The sequence below is a fragment of the Belliella kenyensis genome (assembly GCF_022549675.1).
Lineage (GTDB): Bacteria > Bacteroidota > Bacteroidia > Cytophagales > Cyclobacteriaceae > Belliella > Belliella kenyensis.
The window spans coordinates 365,451-391,021 of sequence record NZ_JAKZGR010000002.1; the positions used below are offsets into that span (position 1 = coordinate 365,451).

Below are 25,571 nucleotides of genomic sequence, written 5' to 3' on the forward strand. Positions count from 1 at the left end.
CGTGAAAATTCCTAAACTCGAAATTTTCAGGCTAGTCTCTGACATACCATCCCTGCCTGGCGACTTGACAGGTTCTTCATTGGGCTCATTCGAAGAATACGTATACATCTTCATTCGCCCGCTATGAACCTGCTTACTGATAGGAAGGTATGGCATACCTGAGACTTTTCAGCAAGCCCTAAGTGGTGGTTCATTTCATCAATAAAAAAGGCCACTGATGAACACAATGACCTTTTTTGTATTATGAATCTAATCTTCATAGGTTGTATGATAGAGCTTATTGTACTTAGGGATGTCTTTGGGGTTTAGTTTTTCTAATCTGCCAATAGGCAATTGATTTCTTTCTAAATCTAAGTTTTTGTGTTCTCGAAATGCTGTACCTGAAGCGTTTTTTGTTAAGTCAAATCCATCGTATTTGACTCCGTCAGTGGTGAAACAGGCATAGCTAAGCTTGTTGTTTTCTACTTGAATGGATTGATACAATTGCAAGTTGGCACCAGAGCGCTCCATCCATCGATCAAGGGTAGGAGAGTACATTTTTGGTCCTGCCACTGATACAATATACATGGGACCTTTAGCCTTTTCATTTTCCACATTTGGTTTGAATCCTCTGCCATAAGTATGGTCATGTCCTTGTAGCACCAAGTCTACGCCATAATTTTCAAATAGGGGTTGAAATCGCTCCCGAAGGACTTGATTGTCCCTGTTATCGCTTACGGAGTAGATGGGGTGGTGCATCAATACCAATTTCCAAGTATGAGTTGTGGCTTTGAGTTGTTCTTCTAACCATGCTAGCTGAACTTCTCTAGCTGCACTGTCTAGCATGATTAACTGAGAGTCTAGGCAAAAGATCCGCATGTTGCCATAGTCTTGAAAATATACAGAAGATTGGTAAGGAGCTGGACCATTTTTGGGGAAGTTAAATTGTTTATCCCAATGCTTGTCTAACACTAAGTTTCTAGCCTCATCTCTTGTATATTCATGGTTTCCAGGTGTAGCAAGAATAGGCACTTGGGCATGAATCCAAGCACCTGCTTCATACCATTCACCCCATTCTTGATCATTGTGCGTCCTGTTTATCAAATCTCCTGCATAGAGCATAAAAGAAGCATTAGGGGTTTGTTGGTAACTTTTGCGAACAACTCTAGAAGCTAAGGACTTGATGTCGTTTTGAATGTCCCCCAAATATATGAAGGAGAAGGAATTGTCGTTTGATTTTCCAGTGGAGACTGAAAACCATTCACTCCAAGTATCTTCTTGTCCTACCCGATATACATATGAGGTATTTTCTTTCAAACCTTCTACCGCCACCTTGAAGTAATATGCTTCTTCAGGTGAAGCATTAAACTTATACTTGCTTGCTTCTTTAGAGACGATGGGTTTGAGCTCAGGAGTACTTTGATCGTGAGCAACCTCAATGTAGGCTGTTTCATAATGAAATGACGTCCTAAACCCTACAGCAAAACCCTGGCTTGGGTCTTCTGCTAGGTGCAAAGTTATTCGGTCGATAAACTTAGAGGAGATGTTCTCCTGGGCTATTGCTACACTGATCGTTGCCCAGGTCAACGTCATGAGCAGGAGCACTTTTGTTTGAATTTGATGCATCATTTTAATATGTTTTGAATCTTAGTCCTATATTTCCCCACCTGCTGTAATAGGCGTCATTCTGAGGTCTACCATCCCTGAAAATATCTGAGATAGGCTGGTTAGTGAGGTTGTTGACCCCCACAAATATGCTTAGTCTATCTGTAAGCCTTTGTGATGCAGAAAAGTCTAATTGCTTTCTGCCCTGCTCTAACAGGTCATTATTCGGATCTTCACTGAGTTCAGAAGTAAATGTCCCATAGAAATACATGGATAAGCGACCTGAAAATCCATATTTTTCATAAGATAGGGATACATTTCCTACATGAGGTCTCATTTCAGGTAAGCTCACTGTTCGGGTGGAATTCACACCAGGAACTTCAAATTTGCTATAGACATAAGTGAAATTCGTGTAAACACCGAAACCATTCCAAAATCCAGGTAGAAATGTCAATTGCTGCTGCCATGCCAGTTCAAAACCTCGGGTAAGGGCATCCGCTCCATTGACTGTTTGCCTTACAAGGTAGCCATCGTAATTGCCTCCTTCTTGGGTAAATGAAGTGCTGAAAATGTAGTTTCTCAAGTTTTTCTGGAATACCCCTCCCGATAATAAACCCACAGACCTGAAGTAATGCTCGAATAATAAGTCATAGTTGACCGCTGTGGCTTGAGTAAGATTAGGATTTCCCATAGAGATTCGTTGTCTATTGGTCTCTACCTCTTCCCAAGGCACCAAGTCGTAATAGCTTGGTCTGGCCAACGACCTTGTAATGGCACCGCGAATATTGGTGTGTGGAGTGAGGGCATACTTAAGGTTTAATGAGGGGAATAATCCATCAAAACTTTGGTTGGTATTGATAGGGAAAGTACTTACATATTCGCCTCGGTCATCAAAGTTTACTTGATTCCCATTGTACTTGAAGCCAGTTCCTTCGTAGCGCAAGCCTGTAATTACTTTCAAGCTTTTATAATTTAGCTCTGACATGGCATAAAAAGCCAAGAGGTATTCGTGACCAGTAAAAGAGTCTGGGTCTGTGTTTTGCCTGGTGTAAGTGTCATTTACCCTGAATAGCCCTGGATTTTCTTGGTAGAAGCTTTCTAAAGCTTTTGCTTCTGGAAAATTGTACATTTCATAGGCTCCTAAGTAATGATCATCTTTTCTGTAACTTGATAAGAAATCAGAAAGCACAAAATTACCCGTGATTAAATCATGCTGGAAATAATTTCTAAACCTGTCATTGTACTTGTATTTCCCTCTACTGCCAAACTTAACATTACCTTTTATCTGACCTAAATCAATGGAATTCAGTAGATTTATGCTGTATTGACCATCTTTATCCATAGAAGAATCATGTCTGTTAACATACCTGTTGGTAGTGTACTGACTAGGGTCAAAAGGATTCTCTTGAACAAAGTTGAATTGAGGTGCTTGAGGGTTGCTAAGGTCTAGGGTGCCTTGAAGACCATTTCTTACAAATCCAGCACTGTAATAGATAGGTTGGTCATACTTACCTAAGGAGTAGGTTAAATCATAATCTAACCTCCAGTCCTGAAGGAACTGTAGTCCGCCGATGGAGATTTGAAGTAAATCCCTATGGTAATCTCTCCAGTTTCCAGATTGTGTTATCCTAACATCTCTAAGTTGTGTTTCATTTTCATAAGATCTGATATTAAATATTCTCTCCAGTCTATTTTGGATTTCGTAATACTTGTTATAGGAACTTCTCAAGTAGAAGGTAGAACGTTCTGAAGCATAATACTTCAGTTCACCATTCAATGCCAGGTTGTCCCTTTTAATTTCGTATCCATCTAAATCAAGGTTGCTGAGCAATATCTTATTTTCTCCATCAAGGGTGAAATTGCTGTAACTTTTATCTACTCGGTCTTCGGCTCTCCAATTTCTAGCATAGCTGGCAGCCAAAAGATAGCTCCATTTGTTTTTCCTTTCCCCATAAGTCAAGCCCATATCGTAAGTTCCTCTGCTCAGTAGCCCATTGTAGCCTCCAGCTAACTTGGCATCAATCATTTTTTCGTCTAACTTGGGAGACTTGGTGACAATATTGACAGCCCCTCCAGTACCATCAGCATCCCGGTCTGGGGTCAATGTTTTGATTACTTCAATACTTTCTATGGAGTTTGCTAGGATACCATTCAAGTCAGTAGTTCTACTCCCTGCACCAGTTGAAGGCAACCTGTTTCCATTCATGGTCACACTACTCAAGCCTTGCCCAAGGCCTCTTATAATTACGTTTCTGGGAATACCGTAACTATAATCCACAGCAACTCCTGGAACCCTTTGTAGGGATTCACCTACAGTCAAATCAGGGAAACGCTCTATTTGCTCCTGGGACATGACATACTTTATATTTTCAGCATTTTGCATTTGGTTGAGGGCTTTGACCTCCCCAAGACGAATACCACTGATGGTGACACCTTCTAATTCGCTTAATTTAGAATCAAGGTGAATGCTTAAAGGTAAGTTGTCACCTGCATTTATCATGTAAGAGATGCTCAAGGATTCATAACCTAAGCAGTTGATTTGTAAGGTTACGTTACCAGTTTCTATATCACCAATATAGAAGCTTCCATCCTCTTTCGTTAAAACACTAATCCTCCTTTCAGGTAAATGGATAATGACAAACCCTAAGGGGATGTTTTCAGGCATACCCAAGAGGGTTCCGGCAATGTTACCTTTGGATGTTTTGCTATGCACTTGTTTTGCCTCTGAAATGATCAATTGATTTGAAATAACTTGAAATGTAAGTCCTTTAGGGATGAGCACTTCTTCAAGCAAATTTTTCACTTTTCTTTCACCAGAGGATATGGCGACAGGTTGTCGCATTTTTGCTTTGATGGAATTATCATAAGAGAATCCAATAGAAAGCTGGTCGGTGATGGTTCTGATGATGTTTTCTAAGGGTTCATTACTCGTTTGGTAAGAGATAGATTTGTCTAGCAAAGCGGTGTAATTATTAAGAACTTGCGCATGGCTTGTGCTTTGTGCCATCAGCAAATTCATATAAATCAAGCAAAGTAAAACTATACGTTTTGTGAGTTTTGTAAATAATATCATATTTTTGAAAGCTTATTTAATTAACTTAAGTAAATAGGATCTTACATGATCCAGAATCCGGGTGTGGGCCAACACACTCGGGTTTTTTTAAGGTGAGATCGGTACTTTGTTTTTACATAGGCAATATTTTAAGGTATAAGGCATGGCTTGCCACTGAAATGAATCCGACGTTTGTGGATGGTGTATTCTAAAGACATGGTGCTGCTGATAACTTCCATAGCTTGCCTGATGGACATTTTTCCAAGTTTCCCTGAGATATGACAATCTCGAAGTGTTGGAGTTTCAAAAGTGAATACCACGCCATGCATGCGAGCCAGAACTTCAGTTAATTCTCCAATAGACATATCATTCATATATACTTCTCCATTTATCCAAGCAATACTTTCGACTAACTTGGCATCTTTCCTGATTAGCTTCCCAAGTTCTACATTAGATTTAGCGGCTTCATTGGCATATAAAATAAGTTCTGAACCCTTACCGGTAATGTTATTAGTAGCCTGTTGCACAAGAACTTTCCCTTCGTGGACAGTTATCATCGCACCATCTTCCGGGAAGGTGGTGATGTGAAAAGAAGTCCCCAATACCTGGGTACTAAAATCTTTGCAGCTTACAATAAATGGTTTGTCCTTATCAGGTGCCACTTTGAAAAATGCTTCTCCTTTTAAGGTTACCTGCCTAATGTCTCCCTTGAAGTCTATAGGGTGGGAAAGGCTGCTTCCAGCATTTAGGATTACGATGCTACCATCAGGCAGATTGATCGTAGATTTTTGGCTAGGAACAGTTTGGTAAGTTTGCCATGGAATAGGATTGGTTGAAGTCTGGTCGTGTGATTTTAACAATAAAAATAGCCCAGCAAAAATTAAGATTAGTATTGCAGCGGCAACTTCTAAAGAAGGGCTAAGAGTCCTTTTTCTAGGTTTTGCTAAATGTGCCTTCTTGGAAATTTTTGACCAGATTTTATCGGAAACATCTTCCTTATTACCCATTTGATGCTCATTCCATTGATTAATTTTACTTGTTTCTATTTCAAAAAAATCATCGAGTAACCTTTTCTTCTCTGGAGAAAGTAAATTGTTGAGGTATTGGTGGAAAATATTTCTTTGATTCATATGAGTAAGACCTGATTGCTTATAGGATCAATTAAAGCCTCAAATCACTCATTCAAAAAGTATCAAGTAAGGTGAATTAACAGAAAGGTAATACTGGTGAAATACTGGTCATGAAGACTTCTTCGAAAATTAACAGGAAGTACATGCTGAGTAACTGGGGCATCAAGGTTTTGAGCGATTTCAAAGCCCTGTAAATTTGATTTTCTACTGTCTTGGCGCTTAACCCTAACTTTTCAGCGATTTCTTTATTACTCAAATTTTCAAACCTGCTTAAGATGAAGATTTCTTTACAGCGGTCAGGCATTTGATCTAAATGCTTCATGATAGCTTGTTCGATTTCATTGCTATCTAAGGTTGATGCTGCTTGAACAAGTAATTCAAGTGTATTGAGTGTATCCAAATGCTTTTGTTTCACCTTTTGCTTTTGGAGGACTTTAAATACACTATTTTTGACACAAGTGGAAAGGTATTGAATGGGTTTGTCAATTTCAATCCGCTCTCGGTTTTTCCAAATGTCTAAGAAGATGTCTTGGATGATATCTTCAGCCATTTGCGTATGCCCTAAAATAGCATAAGCCTTCAGGTACAACTGTTCCCAGTGTCTTTGATAAAATGCTTGAAAAGCCAGGTGGTTGGATTGCTTAATTAGTTCAACTAAGCTTTCATCTTGTAAATTTTTCATCATTTTAAGTGAAATGACCATACAATGCTACTGTTTTAATTTATCTGGAACAACAGCTGGATTTTATCAAAATATTAAGAATCACTAGTGTATGACTCAAGTCGGCCATTAGTGATTTAAATTAAAAAATTAAATGAAACAGTTTGATTTACTACTCAATGGTGAATTATAAATTTTTATCTTTTCTATGGTTTTCGAACATTTCTATAGCAGCCTTTAAAAAACCAAACATGCCTAAGCCTAGCACGATAAACCCAATTGATAAGTTCTTTAAAGCCCCATCATCAGCAATCAAGTATCCTCCTAATCCTATTATTAAAATTAAGAGTATAAACATGGCCATCAGTATGATTGTAACTTTTCCTTTCTTAGGGTTTTCCCAAATATCTTTGGAGAATTTGTTTTGTGTTTTGGTAGTGTCTTGAAGTGAAGAAAAACTTATTCCAAGCCCCATAAAGATCAAAGAAGTGTTTAATTGTTGGAAAATTAATCCAGGGTTTGCCTTAAGTGCATCTAAACCCAAAATATATGGGCTAAAAGCAAAATAAACTGCAATTAACATCAAGGGGTATTGCAAATAACTGATTTTATGAAATACTTCTTTAAAATTCATCAGACTTGGTATTATGACCGCTTTTATAAAATCACATTTTATTAAACATATTGAAAATGCAAAGGAAGAAAAGTCCTGATAAAAAATGAATTTCTTATCATGTACAGGCTTATAATCAGGGGTTATTAGCCATTACTATCTTCGTGTTTTTAATGCAATTTATTCAAAATTTAAGAATAGTATATCGAAGCATAAATATTTAATTAGATAATTGACTACTATTTCTTTCCCTTTAATTGTTCTGGTCAAATCGTACTCTCTCTGAATGAAAGTTCGCTCTGTCTTGAATGCTGTGTTTTAAGACCACTTATACTTTTTTAAAGGCTTCGGCATCATCTTTAATAATTGAGGTGCTTTTGTTTTGAAAGACCAATTGTTCTGCAATAATTAAAGTATTTGCTTGTGCTTCAGTGAAACTTATGGGCGGAACTTTTTAACCCTCCATAATTAAATAATTTTTTACTTCTTCTGTAATTATTAGAACTCCTTCTTGTTTCAGGGTACTTGAGTCTTGATATATTATCCTAATACCCACTTTGAACTTTTCTTCAAGTGTTGCCGTATTCAATAGACGTTTCGTTTATAGTTGCTAATAATTGCTGCCAGTTTAGTAAGTCGCTTTTTGTGGTTACCGTTTATTTATTTTATTCCACCAAATGCCCCAAAGCACATGTTCTTATGCAAAATTTCTACTTTTCTGAAACCCACTTGTTTCAATAAATTCAATTGATAATTCATTGACCTTGGAGAATCTTCCTTTGCCACATAATCTAGCACTTTTTGACGATATTCCTTACCATTCAAACCTTCCAAATAATCCCCATACCTTTCCCAAATATATTCGTTTACCAACGCTGTGTCTTGGGTAATTAGATCAGAAATCATTAAGCAACCCCCAACCTTAAGTAACTTGAAAATTTTCTCAAATGTATTCTTCCAATCATCGTCATCTCTCAAATGGTGCAATACTGCTCCAGCCAAAATTATATCATAGTGATTTTCCTTTAGCTCAACTTCTCTAATGTCACCTTGCAAAGTGATTACTTTATTTTTTGTCATTTGAGATACCCTCTCAAAAGCTTTATCAAGCATTGGTTTGCTTAAATCGACTAAAGTACAGTTTAGGTTTTTGATTTTAGACAGCATTTTAATAGAATAATTTCCCGCACCGCATCCTATATCCAATAAGTTCTTGGCGTTAGGAACAATTCTTCTAGATGCCTCTGTTATCAACTCCAATGATATTTTTGCATCTATTGTAGAAATTTGACCCGTGTCAAGGTTTGAGAATCTTTCTACATCATTGTCAAAGCGTTCTCTAATTTCTTCCGTTGTAGATTTTTTCATAATTGAATTTTTTATATGTCCTCAACAAAGTTAAGTTTTTGACATATGACCTAAAAATACTTAATTTGTCAATTATCAATACCTAATAAGTATACATGGAATTAAGGCACTTAAAATATTTTTTGATGGTGGCTGAAGAACTTAGCTTTGTAAGAGCTTCAGAAAAATTATTTATTTCTCAACCTCCTTTAAGTAGGCAAATAAAGGAATTGGAAGATGAAATTGGAACTCGTTTGTTTAACAGGAATAATAAACGAGTGGAATTGACAGAAGCTGGTAAATATTTCCAGAAGGAGGTTAAAGAAATTTTATTAACCTTAGAATCAGTTAGTCAAAGAACAAAAAAAGTTGGAGATAATCTCAATGGAGAATTTAGAATTGGTTATATAAGCTCCACTTTTTCAAGGCATATTTCAGATCTCATTAAATATTTATCAGAAGAATATCCTTTTGTTAATTTTCGGCTTTATGAAGTACCTTCTATAAAGCAAATAGTAGCTTTAGAACAAGGTAAGCTAGATTTGGGGATTCTAAGAGGTCCTTTAAAATCACCAAAACTAATGTCTGAACTGTGGTTTCAAGATAGTTATGCTATTGTCTTTAATAAAAATTCAATTAAGATAAAGACTGAAAATGATGTAGGACAATTAAGTAACGAACGATTTATTTTTTATAATAAAAGTTACGCTCCTTCATACTACGAAACATTGCTTCAAATCTGTTCAAAGTTTGGTTTTGCTCCTCAAATTGTCCATGAATCAAACAATGTATCATCTATCTTACAGCTTGTTAAAGAAGGATTGGGCGCATCAATCTTACCTACCAATTCAATCAAGAATAATATTTATAACGAATTGGATTTTATAGAATTGAAATCTGTAAAACTTTTTTCTGATGTACTGCTTTCATCACCCAAAAGTGAAAATTCTTCTATCACCAAAAATGCGATTCAATTTTTAAAAAACTTACGAATAAGTACTTTCGGTTAGAAAATCAGCATAATCAATGCAGGATGTCTTGGATGATATAACCCGATTCATTGATTTAATTTTTAATTCTATTAGCTAAAGTGACCAGACAAACCATCAATGCCATGGAGTTAGGAAAATATGTGCCTTCCACTGTTTTGTCTTTAAAGATTTCTGCGGTGTTTGAAAAAACGGTTAATGAGATATTTGAGCTAGAATCAAATGACTGATTTTCATGTCGGAAAAGCTGAAACAGAGACATTAAAAACTGAATGAAAGCATAGATTTGAAATTTAATAAATGGAATCTTTATGGACAGCAAAAATAATGATCTCATTCACTTACTAGAATATTGTAAATTCCAGACAAACAGCTCAATTTCAAAGGAAGTAAAGAGATGTTAAGATTAATTGGATTTTCATTTCAGAAAAACCTGTATATTCTTTAGTTTTGATAAACTAAGTTCAAATGATAATAAAAACCCATAATATCGATCACAAAAAGGTTGCTGAGGTTCTTTCGGAGACAATACTAATTAGCAATGTGGAAGATGGTTTAGATTTAATGGGGGACCTGTAATATCAAGGTTTTGATGTAGTCATTATCCATGAAGAAAATATTACACCATCATTTTTTGATCTTAAAACAGGCATTGTCGGAGAAGTACTTCAAAAATTCTCACAATATAAATTTCCATTAACTATTGTTGGAGATTTTTCAAAATACGATAGCACGAGCTTAAAGAAGTTTATTTTTGAAAGCAACAAAGGAAAGCAAATTGGCTTTCTCTCCTCAACAGATGAAGCATTAGAAAAACTAAGATAACAATTTACCCCCAGCCTTGATTTTTAATGATGGCTAGAGGTAAAATGGAATTTAAGTGAATTTCTAACCTTTCTTTGATGGAATTTTTATTATTGCTGAATAGACAGATGTATTACTGTGCGTAAGCTTTGGTTAATGGTTTATGATACAATGATTTAAAGGTTACTTAATCTTTATTCATCTTTGAGTGTTTTGACTGGATTCAATTGGGTTGCTCTATACGATTGGCTAGACACGATCAGTGCGGTGAATAAGATTCCTCCAATTACTAAAAGACAGAAATTGATCCAAGATGGCCAGTTTTTTACTGCAAATTGATTAATCCATCCTTGCATAAGGTAGAAGCTTAGCGGTAAGGCAACAAAAACCCCTATCAAAGTAATCATTAAAAACTCTCTGTTGATCATCCAAGAGATACTCCAACTTGAAGCACCAAGTACTTTTCTGATACCAATCTCTTTGGTACGTCCAGTTATAGCCAATGCTGCCATGGCAAACAGGCCCATTGCGGCGATCATGATGGCTATACTTGCTGCCAGAGTAATCATTTTCCCAAGTCGCTCATCTGCCTTGTACTGTTCTGCGACGGTCTCATCCAAGAAGCTAAAATTAAATGCATCCATGGGATAAATTCGCTCCCATTCTTCTTTAAGGATTGACTGAAACTGCTTGATGTCACTTCCATTTCCTTTCACGACAATTTTTGGATTTGTGGCAGAACTGATCATTAACATGTTTACACCACTTAGCAAGGTTGATGGACTTTTAGCCAAAATGACTGGTTCTATTTGACCATATAGGGAGTTGTGGTGAAAATCTTTGACCACACCTACAATTTGGTGGGCGTTGAACCTGTTGTTTGGGATGGTTTCACCCAAAGGATCGTCCCAATTCATAGCTTTAGCAAATGTTTCATTGATGATAAATGCGCTACTATCTGCACTGGCTTCTGGATTGAAATCCCTTCCTTCTATGATTTCCATTCCCATTGTTTTCAAATAGTCACCTCCGATAAAATTTATTCGAAAGTTAAACTGCTTTCCATCTTCTAGAGAGAATCCACCATCCCAAAATGCCCTATCTCCATAAGTAGAAATGGTGATACCAGCAGCATTTACTTCCGACCTGCCAGCTAAAGCCTGGCGGTAGGTTTCTGCTTTGGCGAAGCTCTCGGTGATTGATTTCACGAAACTGGTGGAGGGAGCATCAGGAACTTCCACAAGGATTACCATCTCTTGGTCGAATCCTAGATCGTGATTTTTGATGGCATTCATCTGATTCACCATGATCAATGTGGAAGCGACCAATAAAAAAGAAATAAAAAACTGGAAAGCCACGAGCCCTTTTCTTAATCCTTGTTTCCCAAACTTGACTGAAAGGTTGCCTTTCAGTACCTTTATTGGTCTCAAGCTAGACATAAATAGGGCAGGGTAGGCACCAGCTATCGAGGTTATCCCTATAACCAGGCCTAGCAGAATCATGACCTGCCCAAATCCATAGACCAATTGAAGCTCTTTTTCAAATAGGGAGTTGAAGATTGGTAGGAGTATTTCTGCAAGGATCAACCCAAGAGTCAAAGAAAACAAAGTAATCAGTAATGCTTCAGTCAGAAATTGAAATACCAACTGACCAAATGCAGCTCCCATGGTTTTTCTAACACCTACTTCTTTTGCTCTGCTAATCGACCTCCCAATTGCCATAGTTGTAAAATTGATACTGGCAATGATTAAAATCATGAAAGCAATACCAGCCAAAATCCAAAGAAGTTGGGGCTTGGTAGTTTCTATCATGCCTGTATTATCCTTGTCTAGTAAATGCATGTCTGAAATCGGATCTAAGATGAAATAGTAATCCCCAGAAACATAATTCTCCCCTAGGGCTTTTTTCATCATTGCCTCTACCCCCGCTTCTACAGCAATTTTAGCATCGGGATCATTTAGCATTAGGTAGGTTTCTCCGTAAACATTGTACCAAGATTCTTGACTATTCTTGCTTATTGAATAATCCATATTTTGATCATTAATCAAAACTTCAAACTGTATACTTGAGTTGGCTGGGATATCTTCCAATAGACCTACTATTCGATATTCTTCAAAGTCATCTCCCATAAGCATTCTGATATTTTGTCCCATGGGGTTGGTATCTCCAAAGTATTTTTTTGCAGTCTTCTGCGTGATGACTGCTCCAAACTTATCCTTCAGCACCTGCTTGGCATCTCCCTTTACAAGTTTGAAATCAAAAATCTCTAAGAATTCAGGACTTACCATCAAGAATGACTGGAATTGGATAGTGGATTCATCAAGATAAGTTTGGGCACCCCCACCTATCATTCTAGTAACCTTATCTACTTGGGGGAATTCCTCAAGAAAAGTAGGCGCAGCAATCACAGGTGTAGCATAACTTACACTCATGCCATCCTCATTTTTTTCATGACTTTCTAGCCTAAAAATGCGATCGCTTTGGGTGTGGAATTTATCAAAGCTCTGCTCAAACTGTATAAAAAAGAGTATGAGAATACTAATGCCTAACCCGAGTGTTAACCCAATCAGATTGATGGAAGTATGAAGTTTGTGCTTGGATAGGTTGCGGATTGCTATCTTGAAATAATTCTTAAACATATTATATTAGTCTGAATGAATGACAGTTGTTGGAGTAACCTTCACAAATGAAAGCAACAAAAGTGTATGCCTTTATAAATATTCCCTTGATCAAATTCTTGAACACGTAGCCAATTTTAATTCTAGTATGATTAAAATACATTGGTCTAAGATAGTTTCATGACTTTGCTGGACATCTATATAAAATCAGATACCAGTTCTATGCCTAAAAGAAATGCGCATACTGGTCTTGAAAACCAAATTTCTAGGCTTTATACTAATCATTTCCGAACAAAAACGACCGTGAACGGACTATTTCAGTTAAATGATAATTACAGGAAAATTTAACGACTCTAATTGATCGTAAACTTTGTAATTGGAAGGAAGAAGAAATTTAATTGATATCGTCTTACATAACCTAAATCGATAATAATTCTTTACCTACGACAAGCAGTACCAACCACAAAAGCTTCACCTAGTCCCAAAAACTCCACCCAACAACCCAATCCAAAATCATTGCCAAAATGTCCAAAAAAAAGTGCTCATATCAACCCCTTGTCTGCAAATGAATAATATTTCAGCTATCAGGATAATATGATCTAGCAGGCTTGTTTCAAAGCGTTTACAAGCTACTTTCAGCCTAGCTGTTAGTTTCCTGTCTATCTCTGAGCTATTCAAGTGCTCAGATGGTTGGTTATATGCAAGTTACAACCGAACACAGTTTCCTATAAACGCAATTGCTATTACAGATTTAAATTAATATTTACACAGCTTATGCCTTTTATTGAGATAATGCAGACCTATGGCCCTAAATTGTCTAAGCTTCCAGCTGTTCAACACAAGGACTTTGCTGAGTTACTATATTTGACTATTTAAATTCTTTCTTCTACTCCAGTCAAAAATGATTGTAGTAGGGATAAAGTATAATCAACAGGTTCGTCAAGTAAATCAAATACTTCTTTGAAATGGTCAATGCCTAATTCTTTATAACTCTTGGATAAATCTGTCATAAATTATCTCCGCTGTTTCGATACTTCTTTTATCTCCATTTATAATCAGATCTGCATAGACCAAAAGCGGTGGAGCACATCCTTCCTTTTCATTTCTAGTTTCCCAGAAGGTTTCATACACCTCGATTTCACCATTTGGATCAGGCATTAGTCTGGTATCTTTTATAAATTCATTTTTTCTCAAATCTGTGAATAAGATAAACTTTTCAGGCCTTAGGTAATTGGTCAACAAATCCGCTCCAGGCTCTCCGCCCCATCTGGTTTTTTCATTTGGTAGATTGATTTCTCTCCAGTTCTTGTCTTTAGGCAACCTGTATTTCCCTTGAAATAAGGTAGGTTTGAGGTTAGTTCTATATCCATTGATCCACTGTTCTATTGCCTCTTCTTTATTGGTCCATTGATAACCAAATTTGTTTTTATTCACCAGTAATCCTGCTGTCTTGAGACCTTTGAGTACCAAGGGTATATTTCCCAGCGCAACCCCTGCCTGTTCGGCCAGCTCTCGCTGATTGGTATTCAAATTCTTATTGTCTACCAACAATTGGAATAAAACCCGTAAACCTGTTTTGGTGAAAGCTCGGTTGGTCTCTTCACGTTTATCTTTGATGGTAGGAAACTTATCAATTAAGATCAATTTTTCATTTTTACGGATAAAGGCGTTACCATTTGCTTCCAGATAATTGATCCCCATTTCCTGAAATAAGAGACGGTATTTGGGATAGATTCTGTATGCTACCAATAGAAAGTTCGGGTACGTCCTATTCAAATCCTGTATAGTTCTCAAGATATTCTCCCTCACTTCCTGCTTTACTTCCGCATCGAATTGAATATCTCCATCTGGAAAATGTAGGGTGATATAAGCATCCAGCTCCTTTTGTGCATGCGGTTCCCAATTGCCTTCACTTTGTAGCAATGGAATTATGTTTAGTAAGGTATGTTCAATGATTTCCTCAGTCTTCATGTTCACAAATATAATACGTTCACGTTACGTGAACAAATAAATTAAATGAACAAATTGTTTTTATTTAAATTCACTAATTACAGCCCATTTAAAATCGCTTAACTTGTCCGATGACGCAGTTTTTTCGGTAGCCTGGGCAGGACAAGAAACTTCTCCAAACTGGTTTCACATCGCAAGAGAGTACACCGAAAAATTTTTGCATCAACAACAAATTAGGGATGTGGTTGGTAAACAAGGAATCATGACCAAAGCGTTATTTTATCCATTTATTGATATACTAATGCATGCTTTTCCATACACATTTACCCAAGTACAAGCAGAAAATGAAACGGTGGTATCAATTGAAGTTACAACTGAAATAGGCGGAGTTTGGAGTATTAAAAAAAAAGAAGAGGGTTGGGCATTGGATAAGCGTAATAACCTTATTCCATCATCAAAGGTGGTGATTTCCCCTGATACAGCTTGGAAGTTATTTTCAAAGAGTTGGAAACCCGAACAAGTAATTGACAATGTCAAGATAATAGGAGATGTTGAATTGGGGAAAAATGCGCTCAATATAGTTGCAGTAATGGCCTAGAAAGATAATTAAACTGTTATCAAATAAACCAAAAATATTTTATAAATGAAGAGTTAAAGGCTTGTAATTGAAATACTTAATATTCCTCTGAATCTTTCACAAACTAGGGGAATACATACCTTTACAAGGTGAAAGGATTAGGGAAGTTGATCTATTTTATTAAGGTGTGACCAAAAAGAGAGGTCATATCAACCCCTCGTCTGCAAATGAATAGTAGCTTTCCTCTGTCAGGATGATATGATCCAATACAGTTATGTCAAAGATTTTGCAGGCCTCTTTGATCTTTGTGGTCAACTTTTTATCCTGTTCTGAGCTTTTCAAATTTCCACTTGGATGGTTATGTGCTAGAATTATTCCCATCGCAACACCTTTGATCGCAGCTGCCATTAACAGTTTTAAGTCTACAGTTACACAGGTTGTACCACCTTTAGCAATATTACAGATCCCGATCACCTTGTTACACCTGCTCAAAAGCATCACCTTGAATTCTTCTACAAACCCAAGATTATCTTCATCCCAGTTCTCTCTTAATAGCTTACTGGCATCTTCCGAACTATTGATCGTAGGCCTTAAAGAAGGTTTTACCATGTGGCTGTAAGATAGTTTAATTTCTGCCACTTGATTGTCTTGAAAATTCCTGATTACCTTTTCCATAACATGTTCATTTAAGTTTAACATTTGATTATGGTGCGGCATCAGCCTTTTTGCCCATCAAGACCAAGAGGCAAAGGAATAAATGAAGGGCTAGGAGGGAGGGCACCTGTTTATGCCGGAAGCTCTTGGGCGCTACAGCAGGCAAAAGGCTAAATTTGTACTGTAATGGAATGCTAAAAAAGAAATATTTTGAATCGACTGCTCTTTAAATCTAAAAACTATTTAATACATTAGTTTCCTTGAAATGTATCTTAATCAGAGGATTGGATTTCTTTCAACATCAAATGAATTTCAACATCAAATCTTCATTTAGTTTTTATGAAAATTAAAGACATCAAAGTTTCCTCAGGGTTTAAGATTCAAACCACCAAGGCCATTTATGCCATCGCATTATTTATTTTTGTTTACTTATTGCTGCTGACTTTAGCTGTGGCCTTGACAGCCTTATGCATTATAGGTGGCTTCTATATCATCGCTGCCAAGCCAACTTTTATCACCATTGCCATTGGGATAGCCTTAGCGAGTTTTGGTGTCCTTATTTTAATGTTCCTGCTCAAGTTTATTGTCAAATCTCACAAAATTGATAGATCGTATTTAGTTGAAATCACCAAAGAAGAGGAACCCATGCTCTTTGGTCTCATTGAAGAAATAGTGACAGCAATAGGAACTGATTTTCCAAAGAAAGTATACCTGTCCAATGAGGTGAATGCAGCTGTGTTCTATGATTCCAGTTTTTGGAGCATGTTTTTCCCCATCAAGAAGAACCTCCAATTAGGTATGGGGCTAATTAATTCAGTCAGTGTTGCTGAATTGAAAGGAATTATTGCGCATGAATTTGGACATTTTTCTCAAAGAAGCATGAAGGTGGGGAGTTATGTCTATCACGTCAATCAGGTAATCTTTAATTTAGTTGAAGACAATACATCTTACAGTAACTTAATTGAAAAGTGGGCAAACATCAGTGGCTTTTTTGCCCTTTCAGCTTCATTGGCAGTCAAGATAATCCTTGGCATCCAATGGATATTAAAACAGGTGTATGAGGTTGTCAATAAAAACTACATGGGTCTATCAAGGGAAATGGAGTTTCATGCAGACGAAATAGCAGCGCACATTACGGGTATAGCGCCCATGAAGACTTCCTTGCTAAGAATTCCATTATCAGATCATGCCTTCACCTCTACGCTTAACTATTATGATAACAAAGTTAAGCATAATATAAAATCAGGTAACATTTATGGGGATCAAGCTGCCGTACTTTCCTTCCTGAGTGAGTTCAATCAAATCCCTTGTAAGAATGGGCTACCTCAAGTTTCCCTTACAGAGCAATCCAAATTCAACAAATCAAAATTAACTGTAGAAGACCAATGGTCTTCTCATCCGAGTACTGAGGACAGGTTGAAGAGATTGGAAAAAACCAGCCTCCATGTCGATCAGGTTGAAGAACCTTTGGCCACTACCTTATTCCAAGACATTGAAAAGACACAGGTAGGCTTGACCCACCTGATCTTTGACCCTATCCCTTATGAAGGAGAAGTGGTAACTCAAAGCACAGCAGATTTTATTAATGATTATAAAGCTGATATTGAAAGCAACTCATTTCCAAAAGTCTTCAATGGTTATTATGACAATAAGAATCCCATAAGCGCTCCAAATGAAGAGATCAAACCTACCGTAGACCCAGCAAGCAACGCTGAAGTCTACTTTTCAGATGAAAAAGTTGACCTTGTCTATACTGCAATTGCCTTGGAAAACGACATTGATTTTCTCAATAAAATCTATTTTGGCAAATCACCAATCAAGACTTTTGACTATGATGGGAAAAAGTACAAGAAGAAAGAAATCAATAAACTGATTCCTGCGCTAAAAAAGCAATTGGAGGAGATCAATCAACAAGTACAAGCCAATGATTTAGCGATCTTTTTCTACTTTCAGGAGTGCTCTAAAAGGCAAGAAAAAACAGCGCTTTGGGAAAGCTGCTATAATGAGCTTAACAATTTTGAGCAGGCCTATGAGCATAAGATAGATCTCTATAATAAACTTTGCGATGGCATCCAATTCATTAGTTACAAAACCCCTGTAGAAGACATCAAGTTTAACCTCAATAAGCTCAAATGTCAAGAAAGTAAGCTAAAGGCAGAAATCACAGACATGTTAAAACCAGAAAGTATGTACGGTTCGGAGATAGACGCTGAAATAGCGCAAGTGTTTTTGGAATACACGTCAAAAGAACTCACTTACTTTAATGGGACCTCTTACATTGACAAGCCATTGAACATCCTGTATGGGGCGATAAACAATTACTACTATTTACTTTCAAGGAAGTATTTCTTGCTCAAGAAAAACCTTTTGATCTTCCAAGCCAGTTTGCTTGATAATAACCTGGTTGTCCATATCGATGAAAAGGCATCAAGCATCACAGCGCAGGAGGCTAAGGAAAGGTTTAACTGATTTTAGTATCAAATGCAAAGGCTATCCTCCAAAGCAAAACAAAAAAATCTCCTTGGTCAAAAACCAAGGAGATTCCACAACATCAAATAATCCGCATTCCATCCATTAAACCTTTCTACCCTTGCTTGCTTTAGGGGCTCTAGGTGTAGTAGGAAGTTTAGGTGCTACCTTATTGTCTCGCATTTCCTGCTTGTTTAACACTTTTTTTTTTGAATCTTCCAAGTCGTTTCCTGCTTGATCAAGTTTGAGTGTATTGGTCTTTACCGTCCTCATTTGACTGTCATAAACATTCACTGCTTTAAACTTGGGATTGGCCTCAATAAACATGATCTCTTCTTTGCCATCCTTTTCCATGGTTACTGGATAGACATTTCCCTTAGCCACGGCTTTGAGCATCCATTCCATTTTGTTTTCATCATGCAGCTCTTTTATGGGCAACTCATGGAGAACCTTTTTAAGGTCAAAACCATAGTTTTCATGGTATTGGTTAAGCTTAAAATTGCCATTTTCCTCTTTCACCGACAGGTCAAGTTGGAGCCAAGCTTTGTAAGGCTCATTTTCTGCATTTAGTAAACTTTTCTCTACGGCTCTTCCTTCGATCAGGTTAAAGGCTTCTTTGGCCGTTACCCCTTGATTTTGGTAAAAGGTGTGCTCCTTGTAGGGAATGGAAGGGTTTGGATTGTGTAATATTACATCCATTTTATTGAAGAAAAACCGTTCATTCTGACTGGATTGGTTGAAATGAAGGTTGAAATCCATGTTTTTCTCTTCAAAATTCATTCGAATCGGCAATTCAAAGGCCGTTTCTCCTTTTTTGATTTGGTTTTCCAAGGCTGTATTGAGTTTGTCTTCAAAACCAGCGTACTTTAACCGCTCTTTGAGGTATTCTAAATTTTCTTGATCCATGATGGTATTTGTTTACAGTTGAACATCGGCTAAGCGTTTAGCTTTGAGCACATGCTTGCCTTTAAGCTTTAAGGTGAGTGTTCTGTCCCCATGTTTTTCATTGAGCTGAAGGTGCAATTGTTTTTTGTCAGCAATGGTAAACTGGGGAAATGCCAGTATGACTACTTTAGGCTTTTGGGAAATGACTTGCTTGCCATTTTCAAAATAGTTGTAGGTATGCTCCAATGGTGTTGTTTGGCTGCTGGTTCTTTTGACCTGCTTTTTGTCTTTGATCGTAGCTGTCAGCTCCTTGATTTCAAAAGGCAAGGGAGCGTTGTTCTCCAGTCCTAAGTGAAAATAGATCATGCCTTCTTGCTGGTAAATTCCTAGCAGTGACATCCGCATTTGGTATTTATTTACCCTTTTCTCGACTTTTACTTTGTTTCCGATGATCTGATGAACGGCATAGTGAAAGCTTACTTTGTTATGTTCATTGTTCAAGAGGAGGTTTGCCCGTCCAGCTTCCAGCATGTGGTGGGTTGTCTTTAAAGGCCTATCAGCATAGCGAACCTCAAACTGGTAGAGCACACCCTTGTCAGTAATCACATGCAGGTTGGTGACTGGAAAGTACCGTACACCACCTTTGAGTTTGAGTACATTTCCAGCAACCTCATCTTTTTGAGCCAGCAAGGCCCTACTTCCACGATCTATGGAAATCACTTCTCCAGGAAATACGAGCACGGTCGTTTTATCCCAAGTTACTTCTAATGGGAAAGGTTGCTCCTGTGCCCACAAGCCTTTACAAGTCCAAAAGGAAATGAGAAGCAAACAGCTCAATTTTATCGTTAGTTTTCTCATGGGCTTATGCTTTGTCAACGAGTAGGATAGGGTGACCATGCTTGACATTCACTTTCTTAAGCTTGGTCTTTTTGCCCAAAAAGCCTCTTGCTGTTTCCACGCCTGTAGCTGCCAATTGTGCTTCTAAGCCCAAGCCTGCTTGAATGGGATTATACCCTTGAATGCCCTGAGCCATCCCTTCCTTACTGGCTTCCCGACCAATGGCACCGGGGATGGCTATGCCTGGCAGGGCATCTAGGCTGTACACTTCCATTTTGACAGGAATAAGGTAGTTTTCATGCCTGATGTGTTCAATTTGAATCTTGAGTCTTTCACCGTCCAGTTGACAAATCCCATGTACCTGAGTCCCTTGTTGAAGTTGAATGCCATTGATTTCCAGGTCTTCAGAAAGTTGAAGCATGAGGCTACTTCCAGTTACAATCTGTTTGTCTTCAGCTACCACAGCTGGAAAGGCTGCGGGGATGGGCACTTCCATGATCACTTCACTGCTCAAGCCAAAAAATCCATTTTGTTCCTGCTCAACATCCCTGTCAGGCAGGTGATTCTCAGGCTTTACCTGCTTGGCTGCAAAAACGGGCAATATTTCTCTACTAGGCGCAGCAGCTACCTCTGGCAAATAGCGATCAGGATATTGTAAAGCCAGTACTTTATCCATCAACACTTCCAATTGCCTGAGTTCAGGATCAGGCTCTTGGAGGCTTTGTTGCATGCTTTGCATCAAATATTCCAGGCGATCAATTTCTGCGCTCATTTCTTGCTGATTATGGGATTGAACTTGAGATTGAACTTTGCCTAGGCTAGGGGCAAGGCTTGGTGTTGCTTGCCGAGGAAACTTAGGCATTTGATACAAGTCCTCTTGACTGGTCAAGGCGATGATGTGCTGAAGTTTTTCTTGGAGCTGCTCTTCTTGTGCTTTCAATGGCCTATTGGTCTCAAGCAGGTCGGTAGGATGGAGGTCTTCTACTTCTAATTCCTCTTGAAGGAAATCTGCATAAGGGTCTAATCTTTTTTCTTCCTTGACTTTTCGCTTTTGGAGCTGATCCAAGTCATAGGTAGACCATTTATTCAATGGGGTCTCTTCCAAGATGACATCTGGTAGGGAACTGTTGATGCCGGAGGAGGGATCTTCAGCTAGCAGCTGTCCCCCATGAAGGAATGGCATGGCCAGCAGCATCATGGGAATGACAATGATGGGCAAGCCCAAGAGAAATAGTTTGTAATTTTTCATTTGTTGATTTTCCATCGTTCTATTGTTTATGGTTGTACATCGTATAAATCATGGTAGTATCTACCCAAGGCCTTTCACCATGGATTTGAATCTGCATTGGTATGGCATAAGTGGGGGGATAAGTTGGTAAAACAGCGGGAGTTTGATGCGCATACACCAAAAGGCAAAGCCCTAAAGAAGCCAATAGCAGCAAGCTTAAGCTTGATTCTTCCGTTTGCGCTTTAAACAAGCACTCAACACCTTTGTCAATTCCAGCAGGTTCAGTTAATCCAGCAAGTCCGATAACCTTCTGAAAGCAAGCAAGATCGCTTGAAGTGCCAGAACCTATTCCTATCCAGTTTTTCCAATCTATGATCCCCTTGTTTTCCATTGCCTGAAATGATTATCTTTTGCTGACCTTGATGTCTTGATTGTTAATGGTTTCCCAGTGTTCGATCAGGAAACCATGCGGGTTATTTTCAGACCTGTTAACCGCTCTAAGTTTCCCTTGGGTCACCAGGAGGCGAAGCACTTCAGAAGTGGTTCTGACAATTTTCTGCTTTCCATAATAGGTGAAATGGTATGGGTGGCTGTCCATTTCAAGTTTTAAGGAATCCATCTCTATTTCTTGGGAGACATTCCCTGCCAATACCTGGTTGTAGAAGCCTTTCTCTTGGAGGTTATCATAGGCCTTTTTAGCAGACTGATCTGCTAAGTAAAATGCCCTTTTCATTTGTTTGTGGATGTATTCCTCATCTGGGGAAAAGCTAAAGAAGTAATGGTGAAACATGCGTACATGGTTTTTAGCCTCTACCTGAAGCTGCGCATCCCTGTTGCTGGCAATGGCCTGAAAGACCTGATCATGGGCCATGATATAGACCTGTTGATTGATTTTATGGACCTCATAGCGGTGCAGAAAATAAATAAGGACAGTCATCATAAAAGCTCCGATACAGGTAACTATGGCAACACTTTTTACCATGCTGAAAGCTGAATTGATGTTTCCCAATTGTTTGATAGGCTTGTACATAAGGCTTACTTGATCAGTTTTTTGACTAGCAAAGGAGCACCTATGGCCATGGCTGTTGCCTTGTGTAGGAGGCTATCCCTTCCTCCAGGGTTGATGATGTAATTGGCTACAGAAGGCACGGTGAAATAGCCGATGATGGCGATGACCAAGAAGATGAGGTAGGCGGTATCTGCTTGAGAAAAGAAGGTCTTCCCCTCATTGCCGATTTGGGCAAGGTCTATCCTGAGCATGTTTTCTTGTATTTTAGAAATGATGGCTCCGAAGATATTGGCTATGGGCAACCACATAAAGACATTGATGTACTTGGCTATCCAATGCTGCAAGGTTTGCTGGAAACCATCGAAGACAGACAGACCAAAAACCAAAGGTCCCAGGATAGAAAGTACGATCAAGTAGAAAGTCCTGATGGTATTGATGGCCAAGGAAGCCGCCATGAACAAGACTTGCAACACCTCGCTCATCCATCTTTTGATAGAGGATTGAAACTCATAGGCAGCCCTTTCCATGCTCATGCGAAACCCTGCGCTTATTGAATTCCAAAAACCGCCTTCACTCACAGGTTCTTCCTGTTCTGGGTTGGCGTATTTAAACCAAAGTTCACTTTCATCCACCTGGCTGGAGGTTCCATACAGTTCCCCATAAAAACCTTCGTCCTGAATGCGCTTTTTTTCTTCCAACAATTTGGAAACGGTCAGGTTGGTGTCTTTGACCATGTGCTCAGTCACTTGAATGACTGGGTTCATGACCCCATTGATGAGGACAAGTACAGCAGGGAAAAGTAGGATCAGCATGCCCATGACAAAAGGGCGCAACAAAGGATAAAAATCCACCGGTTCGGCTTGAGCGATGTGTTTCCAGACCCTTGAACCAATATAGAATATGGCTGCAAATCCAGCTATGGCCCTTGAAACTCCAATCAACTGGCTGCTTAGCGGGATCATCTCCAGGTACAGCCCATCCAATACCTGATGGAAACTGCCCATCTCGGTAGTGCTGTGCTGTCCATAACTTGCCAATGGCATGAGCCCGCAAAGCAGCCATAGAAAGCATGAAAGCAAATATTTTCGCCTTAGGATCACCCTCCTTGCAATACGCATGTACATTTGTCTTATCATGGTTGAAGCTGTTCTAAGGTGCTGAGTGAAGCCTTTTGGGTATTGCGCTTATGCCCCAATACTTTGATGTCAGTATTGAAAGTCAGCAGGAATCGAAACATGGACTGTGTTTCAGCATGTATTTTATCAATGGCCTGAAGCCTTTCTTTGTCTGACATGGTCAAATTTCCCGCAGTGATGATTTGGATCACCTCATCGAGGTTCCTGAGGGAAAGTCTAAACAGGTTTTGATATACTGCCGAGAGGTAATCCAGTTCCTGCATGCTGTAGACCCCCGTGGAAGCAAAATCTTGAAAGCTTCTCCTGTAAGTCTGTACAATGGCTGACTGGAGTTGGACAATGTCTCCCACCTTGCGGTAGTTTCTTACCTGAGGATTCACTTGACTTAGGCCATCCATAAATGCTTTGTGCAAACTGAAATTGCCTTGGCTTAAGTCTCTGATACTATTATAGCCTTGGGTCAATACCTGATAGCCACTGAGCATGTTGCGGTAGATGCCACGGAATTGCTCCAATTTCTCTACGTTGAGGAGCAATTGTACCACCTCTTGATCTTGTGCTTGCAGCTTAAAGCTCTTGCCACAGCACAAGATGATACAGAGCAGTAAGGTTGTTGTGAGTTTCATTTGAGTTTCATTTGAATTTCATTTGAATTTCATTTGTTTAGGATGTTTTGAATGACTTGATTTTCACGTCGAATGGCTGATCCATAGGCAGCATAGAAGGAGAGCATGTTGTTCAATGCCACCAGGTCTTCCCTGATGTCTTGAAGTTCCGCTTCCAGGGCCACAAAGGCTTCGACCCTTTCCGCCTCGTTCATCTGAAATGCATTGTTCCTCAGCAATATTTCCATTTGGGAAGCATTAGCCAATACCTTTTCAAGCATGCCTGCATAGACTTCCACCAATACCAAGTGATCGGAAGTTTTAAGGGACATGCCTGTAAGGCTTTGCCTTGCCCTGTTGATTTGCTGGCTTAGGGAAAGGTAGGTGGTCGTGAAGGCTGTGGCATTTGCCAAAGGGCTTAATCGAGGACTAAAGCCCAGTAGGGTCTGAAGTTGCTGGTTGTGCAAGCTAAATTCTCCTGCTTTCACATCCCTGATGAGTCCACTTCCAGCCTGAAAGGTATCATAGCCTCTTTTCAAAGCATTACCATAGAGTTGCAAAGCTGCAATTTGGGTTATCAGGTAATTTCGTTGCGTACGTTTAGGCCTCAGCCATTCATTGGCATTCTGTGCCCATAGGTTATTGCCTGAAGGCAAAGACAGGCATAACAAGCAAAGCAATGTAAGCATCAAATAGGTCCTCATGGTTGTAAGTTTTGCAGGGTCTGGTGTTCCTTTCTCAGGTTGTTTCTGTATTGGCTGATCAACAGGTTGTGCCTATTGTATCTTCTGAGTTCATCGTAATTGAGCTGTATGGCCAAGCCCAATTGGTGAATCTGTTCAAGCCTTGAAGCATCTCCCATGTTGCTGAGTTGGTCTTTCATCAAGAAGGCCAATTGGTCTAAGTGTTTGATGGATTCCTCAAGGATACCACCATAGATTTGTTGCTTGCGGTTAAGTTCTTGTGGCGTGAAATTCCCCGAGCTTGACAGCAAGCGCCAAGTATCTTGATAGGCACCAACCAAAGCAGCCTGTGTTTGGGCAATGTCCTTAAGCCTTTGGTATTGGGAAATAATGGATTTAACCCGCCACAACCCTTGATAATAATCCTGATAAAGGGTTTGCTGTCTATTAGTCCAATCCGCTATTTCTTCCAAGCGCAATTTGGAAAGTGCATTTTCTATGGTTTTCTGGGTGTTTTGAAGCCATATGCTTTCATTCTGTAAGCGTTGGATCCTAAGGTCTACCGCTATGATGACCCTTTTGATTCCCTGCTTGATCACTTCGGCAATCACTAGGGGAGCTGCCTGAGCTGGCTTGGGTTCAGCGCAAACCATCAAGCTGAGTAACAGCAAGCATAAAGTTTTGGACAGGACATACTGTCGCAAGTTTGGGTTGATTTTCATGTCGCTTTAGTTTTTAGG

General features: G+C 38.8%; 22 protein-coding genes and 2 pseudogenes. 4 read left to right on the plus strand and 20 right to left on the minus strand.

Translation table 11 applies throughout. From position 1 onward, the window contains the following. Window positions 1-249 precede the first annotated feature (249 nt). From MM214_RS03205 to MM214_RS03230, 6 genes are all read right to left on the minus strand, one after another. Entirely contained in the window at window positions 250-1,608 is a 1,359-nt protein-coding gene (locus MM214_RS03205) for a purple acid phosphatase family protein (RefSeq protein WP_241291911.1), read from the minus strand. A 1-nt stretch (window position 1,609) separates the two neighbouring features. Next, window positions 1,610-4,657: a TonB-dependent receptor gene (locus MM214_RS03210; protein ID WP_241291913.1), complete on the minus strand. Its 3,048-nt coding sequence runs from the start codon at window positions 4,655-4,657 to the stop codon at window positions 1,610-1,612. A gap of 128 nt (window positions 4,658-4,785) precedes the next feature. Beyond that, entirely contained in the window at window positions 4,786-5,766 is a 981-nt protein-coding gene (locus tag MM214_RS03215; RefSeq protein WP_241291915.1) for a FecR family protein, read from the minus strand. 76 nt (window positions 5,767-5,842) lie between these two features. Next, on the minus strand, window positions 5,843-6,469 hold the full coding sequence (locus tag MM214_RS03220) for an RNA polymerase sigma-70 factor (protein WP_241291917.1): 627 nt from the start codon (window positions 6,467-6,469) through the stop codon (window positions 5,843-5,845). 145 nt (window positions 6,470-6,614) lie between these two features. Next, entirely contained in the window at window positions 6,615-7,061 is a 447-nt protein-coding gene (locus MM214_RS03225) for a hypothetical protein (RefSeq protein WP_241291919.1), read from the minus strand. 639 nt (window positions 7,062-7,700) lie between these two features. After that, window positions 7,701-8,408: a class I SAM-dependent methyltransferase gene (locus MM214_RS03230; RefSeq protein ID WP_241291922.1), complete on the minus strand. Its 708-nt coding sequence runs from the start codon at window positions 8,406-8,408 to the stop codon at window positions 7,701-7,703. A 95-nt stretch (window positions 8,409-8,503) separates the two neighbouring features. Between MM214_RS03230 and MM214_RS03235 the strand changes: the two genes are divergently transcribed. Beyond that, on the plus strand, window positions 8,504-9,397 hold the full coding sequence (locus tag MM214_RS03235) for a LysR family transcriptional regulator (RefSeq protein WP_241291924.1): 894 nt from the start codon (window positions 8,504-8,506) through the stop codon (window positions 9,395-9,397). Window positions 9,398-9,970: 573 nt separating this feature from the next. Further along, a pseudogene (locus MM214_RS03240) lies at window positions 9,971-10,201 on the plus strand (DUF4180 domain-containing protein); the annotation flags it as partial. Between the two features lie 173 nt (window positions 10,202-10,374). Here MM214_RS03240 and MM214_RS03245 read toward each other — a convergent pair. From MM214_RS03245 to MM214_RS03255, 4 genes and pseudogenes are all read right to left on the minus strand, one after another. Then, on the minus strand, window positions 10,375-12,819 hold the full coding sequence (locus tag MM214_RS03245; protein ID WP_241291925.1) for an ABC transporter permease: 2,445 nt from the start codon (window positions 12,817-12,819) through the stop codon (window positions 10,375-10,377). A gap of 492 nt (window positions 12,820-13,311) precedes the next feature. Continuing rightward, window positions 13,312-13,491 (minus strand): annotated as a pseudogene (locus tag MM214_RS19110) (JAB domain-containing protein); the annotation flags it as partial. 179 nt (window positions 13,492-13,670) lie between these two features. After that, window positions 13,671-13,808: a hypothetical protein gene (locus MM214_RS03250; RefSeq protein ID WP_241291927.1), complete on the minus strand. Its 138-nt coding sequence runs from the start codon at window positions 13,806-13,808 to the stop codon at window positions 13,671-13,673. Further along, on the minus strand, window positions 13,783-14,769 hold the full coding sequence (locus tag MM214_RS03255) for a type IV toxin-antitoxin system AbiEi family antitoxin (protein WP_241291930.1): 987 nt from the start codon (window positions 14,767-14,769) through the stop codon (window positions 13,783-13,785). The genes MM214_RS03250 and MM214_RS03255 overlap by 26 nt, the downstream gene beginning before the upstream one ends. Window positions 14,770-14,872: 103 nt before the next feature. Here MM214_RS03255 and MM214_RS03260 point away from each other — a divergent pair, with 103 nt between their 5' ends. Beyond that, complete coding sequence (locus MM214_RS03260; protein WP_241291932.1) at window positions 14,873-15,346, plus strand: hypothetical protein; 474 nt, start codon at window positions 14,873-14,875, stop codon at window positions 15,344-15,346. A gap of 183 nt (window positions 15,347-15,529) precedes the next feature. Here the strand turns inward: MM214_RS03260 and MM214_RS03265 are convergent, their stop codons facing one another. After that, window positions 15,530-16,000: a JAB domain-containing protein gene (locus tag MM214_RS03265; RefSeq protein WP_241291934.1), complete on the minus strand. Its 471-nt coding sequence runs from the start codon at window positions 15,998-16,000 to the stop codon at window positions 15,530-15,532. Between the two features lie 318 nt (window positions 16,001-16,318). On the opposite strand from MM214_RS03265, the gene MM214_RS03270 reads away from it, so the two are divergent. Beyond that, complete coding sequence (locus MM214_RS03270; RefSeq protein ID WP_241291935.1) at window positions 16,319-18,448, plus strand: M48 family metalloprotease; 2,130 nt, start codon at window positions 16,319-16,321, stop codon at window positions 18,446-18,448. Between the two features lie 105 nt (window positions 18,449-18,553). Here MM214_RS03270 and MM214_RS03275 read toward each other — a convergent pair whose 3' ends face one another. From MM214_RS03275 to MM214_RS03315, 9 genes are read right to left on the minus strand one after another with little or no spacing between them, the layout of a single operon-like run. Beyond that, window positions 18,554-19,354, minus strand: a complete 801-nt coding sequence (locus MM214_RS03275; protein WP_241291937.1) for a hypothetical protein — start codon at window positions 19,352-19,354, stop codon at window positions 18,554-18,556. Between the two features lie 12 nt (window positions 19,355-19,366). Next, window positions 19,367-20,191 carry a conjugative transposon protein TraN gene (gene traN / locus MM214_RS03280; RefSeq protein WP_241291939.1) on the minus strand — a complete coding sequence of 275 codons (825 nt, stop codon included), beginning with the start codon at window positions 20,189-20,191 and terminating at the stop codon, window positions 19,367-19,369. 4 nt (window positions 20,192-20,195) lie between these two features. Beyond that, a complete protein-coding gene (gene traM, locus MM214_RS03285; RefSeq protein WP_241291941.1) occupies window positions 20,196-21,434 on the minus strand; it encodes a conjugative transposon protein TraM in 1,239 nt (412 codons plus the stop codon). A gap of 4 nt (window positions 21,435-21,438) precedes the next feature. After that, window positions 21,439-21,789 (minus strand): hypothetical protein, encoded by a 351-nt coding sequence (locus MM214_RS03290; protein WP_241291943.1) that lies wholly within the window; start codon window positions 21,787-21,789, stop codon window positions 21,439-21,441. 12 nt (window positions 21,790-21,801) lie between these two features. After that, on the minus strand, window positions 21,802-22,428 hold the full coding sequence (traK, locus tag MM214_RS03295) for a conjugative transposon protein TraK (RefSeq protein WP_241291945.1): 627 nt from the start codon (window positions 22,426-22,428) through the stop codon (window positions 21,802-21,804). Between the two features lie 5 nt (window positions 22,429-22,433). Continuing rightward, window positions 22,434-23,543 carry a conjugative transposon protein TraJ gene (traJ, locus tag MM214_RS03300; protein ID WP_241291947.1) on the minus strand — a complete coding sequence of 370 codons (1,110 nt, stop codon included), beginning with the start codon at window positions 23,541-23,543 and terminating at the stop codon, window positions 22,434-22,436. Next, a complete protein-coding gene (locus MM214_RS03305) occupies window positions 23,540-24,169 on the minus strand; it encodes a TerB family tellurite resistance protein (RefSeq protein ID WP_241291949.1) in 630 nt (209 codons plus the stop codon). Before MM214_RS03305 ends, traJ begins: the two co-directional genes overlap by 4 nt. 29 nt (window positions 24,170-24,198) lie before the next feature. Continuing rightward, window positions 24,199-24,852 carry a hypothetical protein gene (locus MM214_RS03310; RefSeq protein ID WP_241291951.1) on the minus strand — a complete coding sequence of 218 codons (654 nt, stop codon included), beginning with the start codon at window positions 24,850-24,852 and terminating at the stop codon, window positions 24,199-24,201. Then, window positions 24,849-25,553 (minus strand): conjugal transfer protein TraI, encoded by a 705-nt coding sequence (locus tag MM214_RS03315; RefSeq protein WP_241291953.1) that lies wholly within the window; start codon window positions 25,551-25,553, stop codon window positions 24,849-24,851. The genes MM214_RS03310 and MM214_RS03315 overlap by 4 nt, the downstream gene beginning before the upstream one ends. Between the last annotated feature and the right edge of the window lie 18 nt (window positions 25,554-25,571).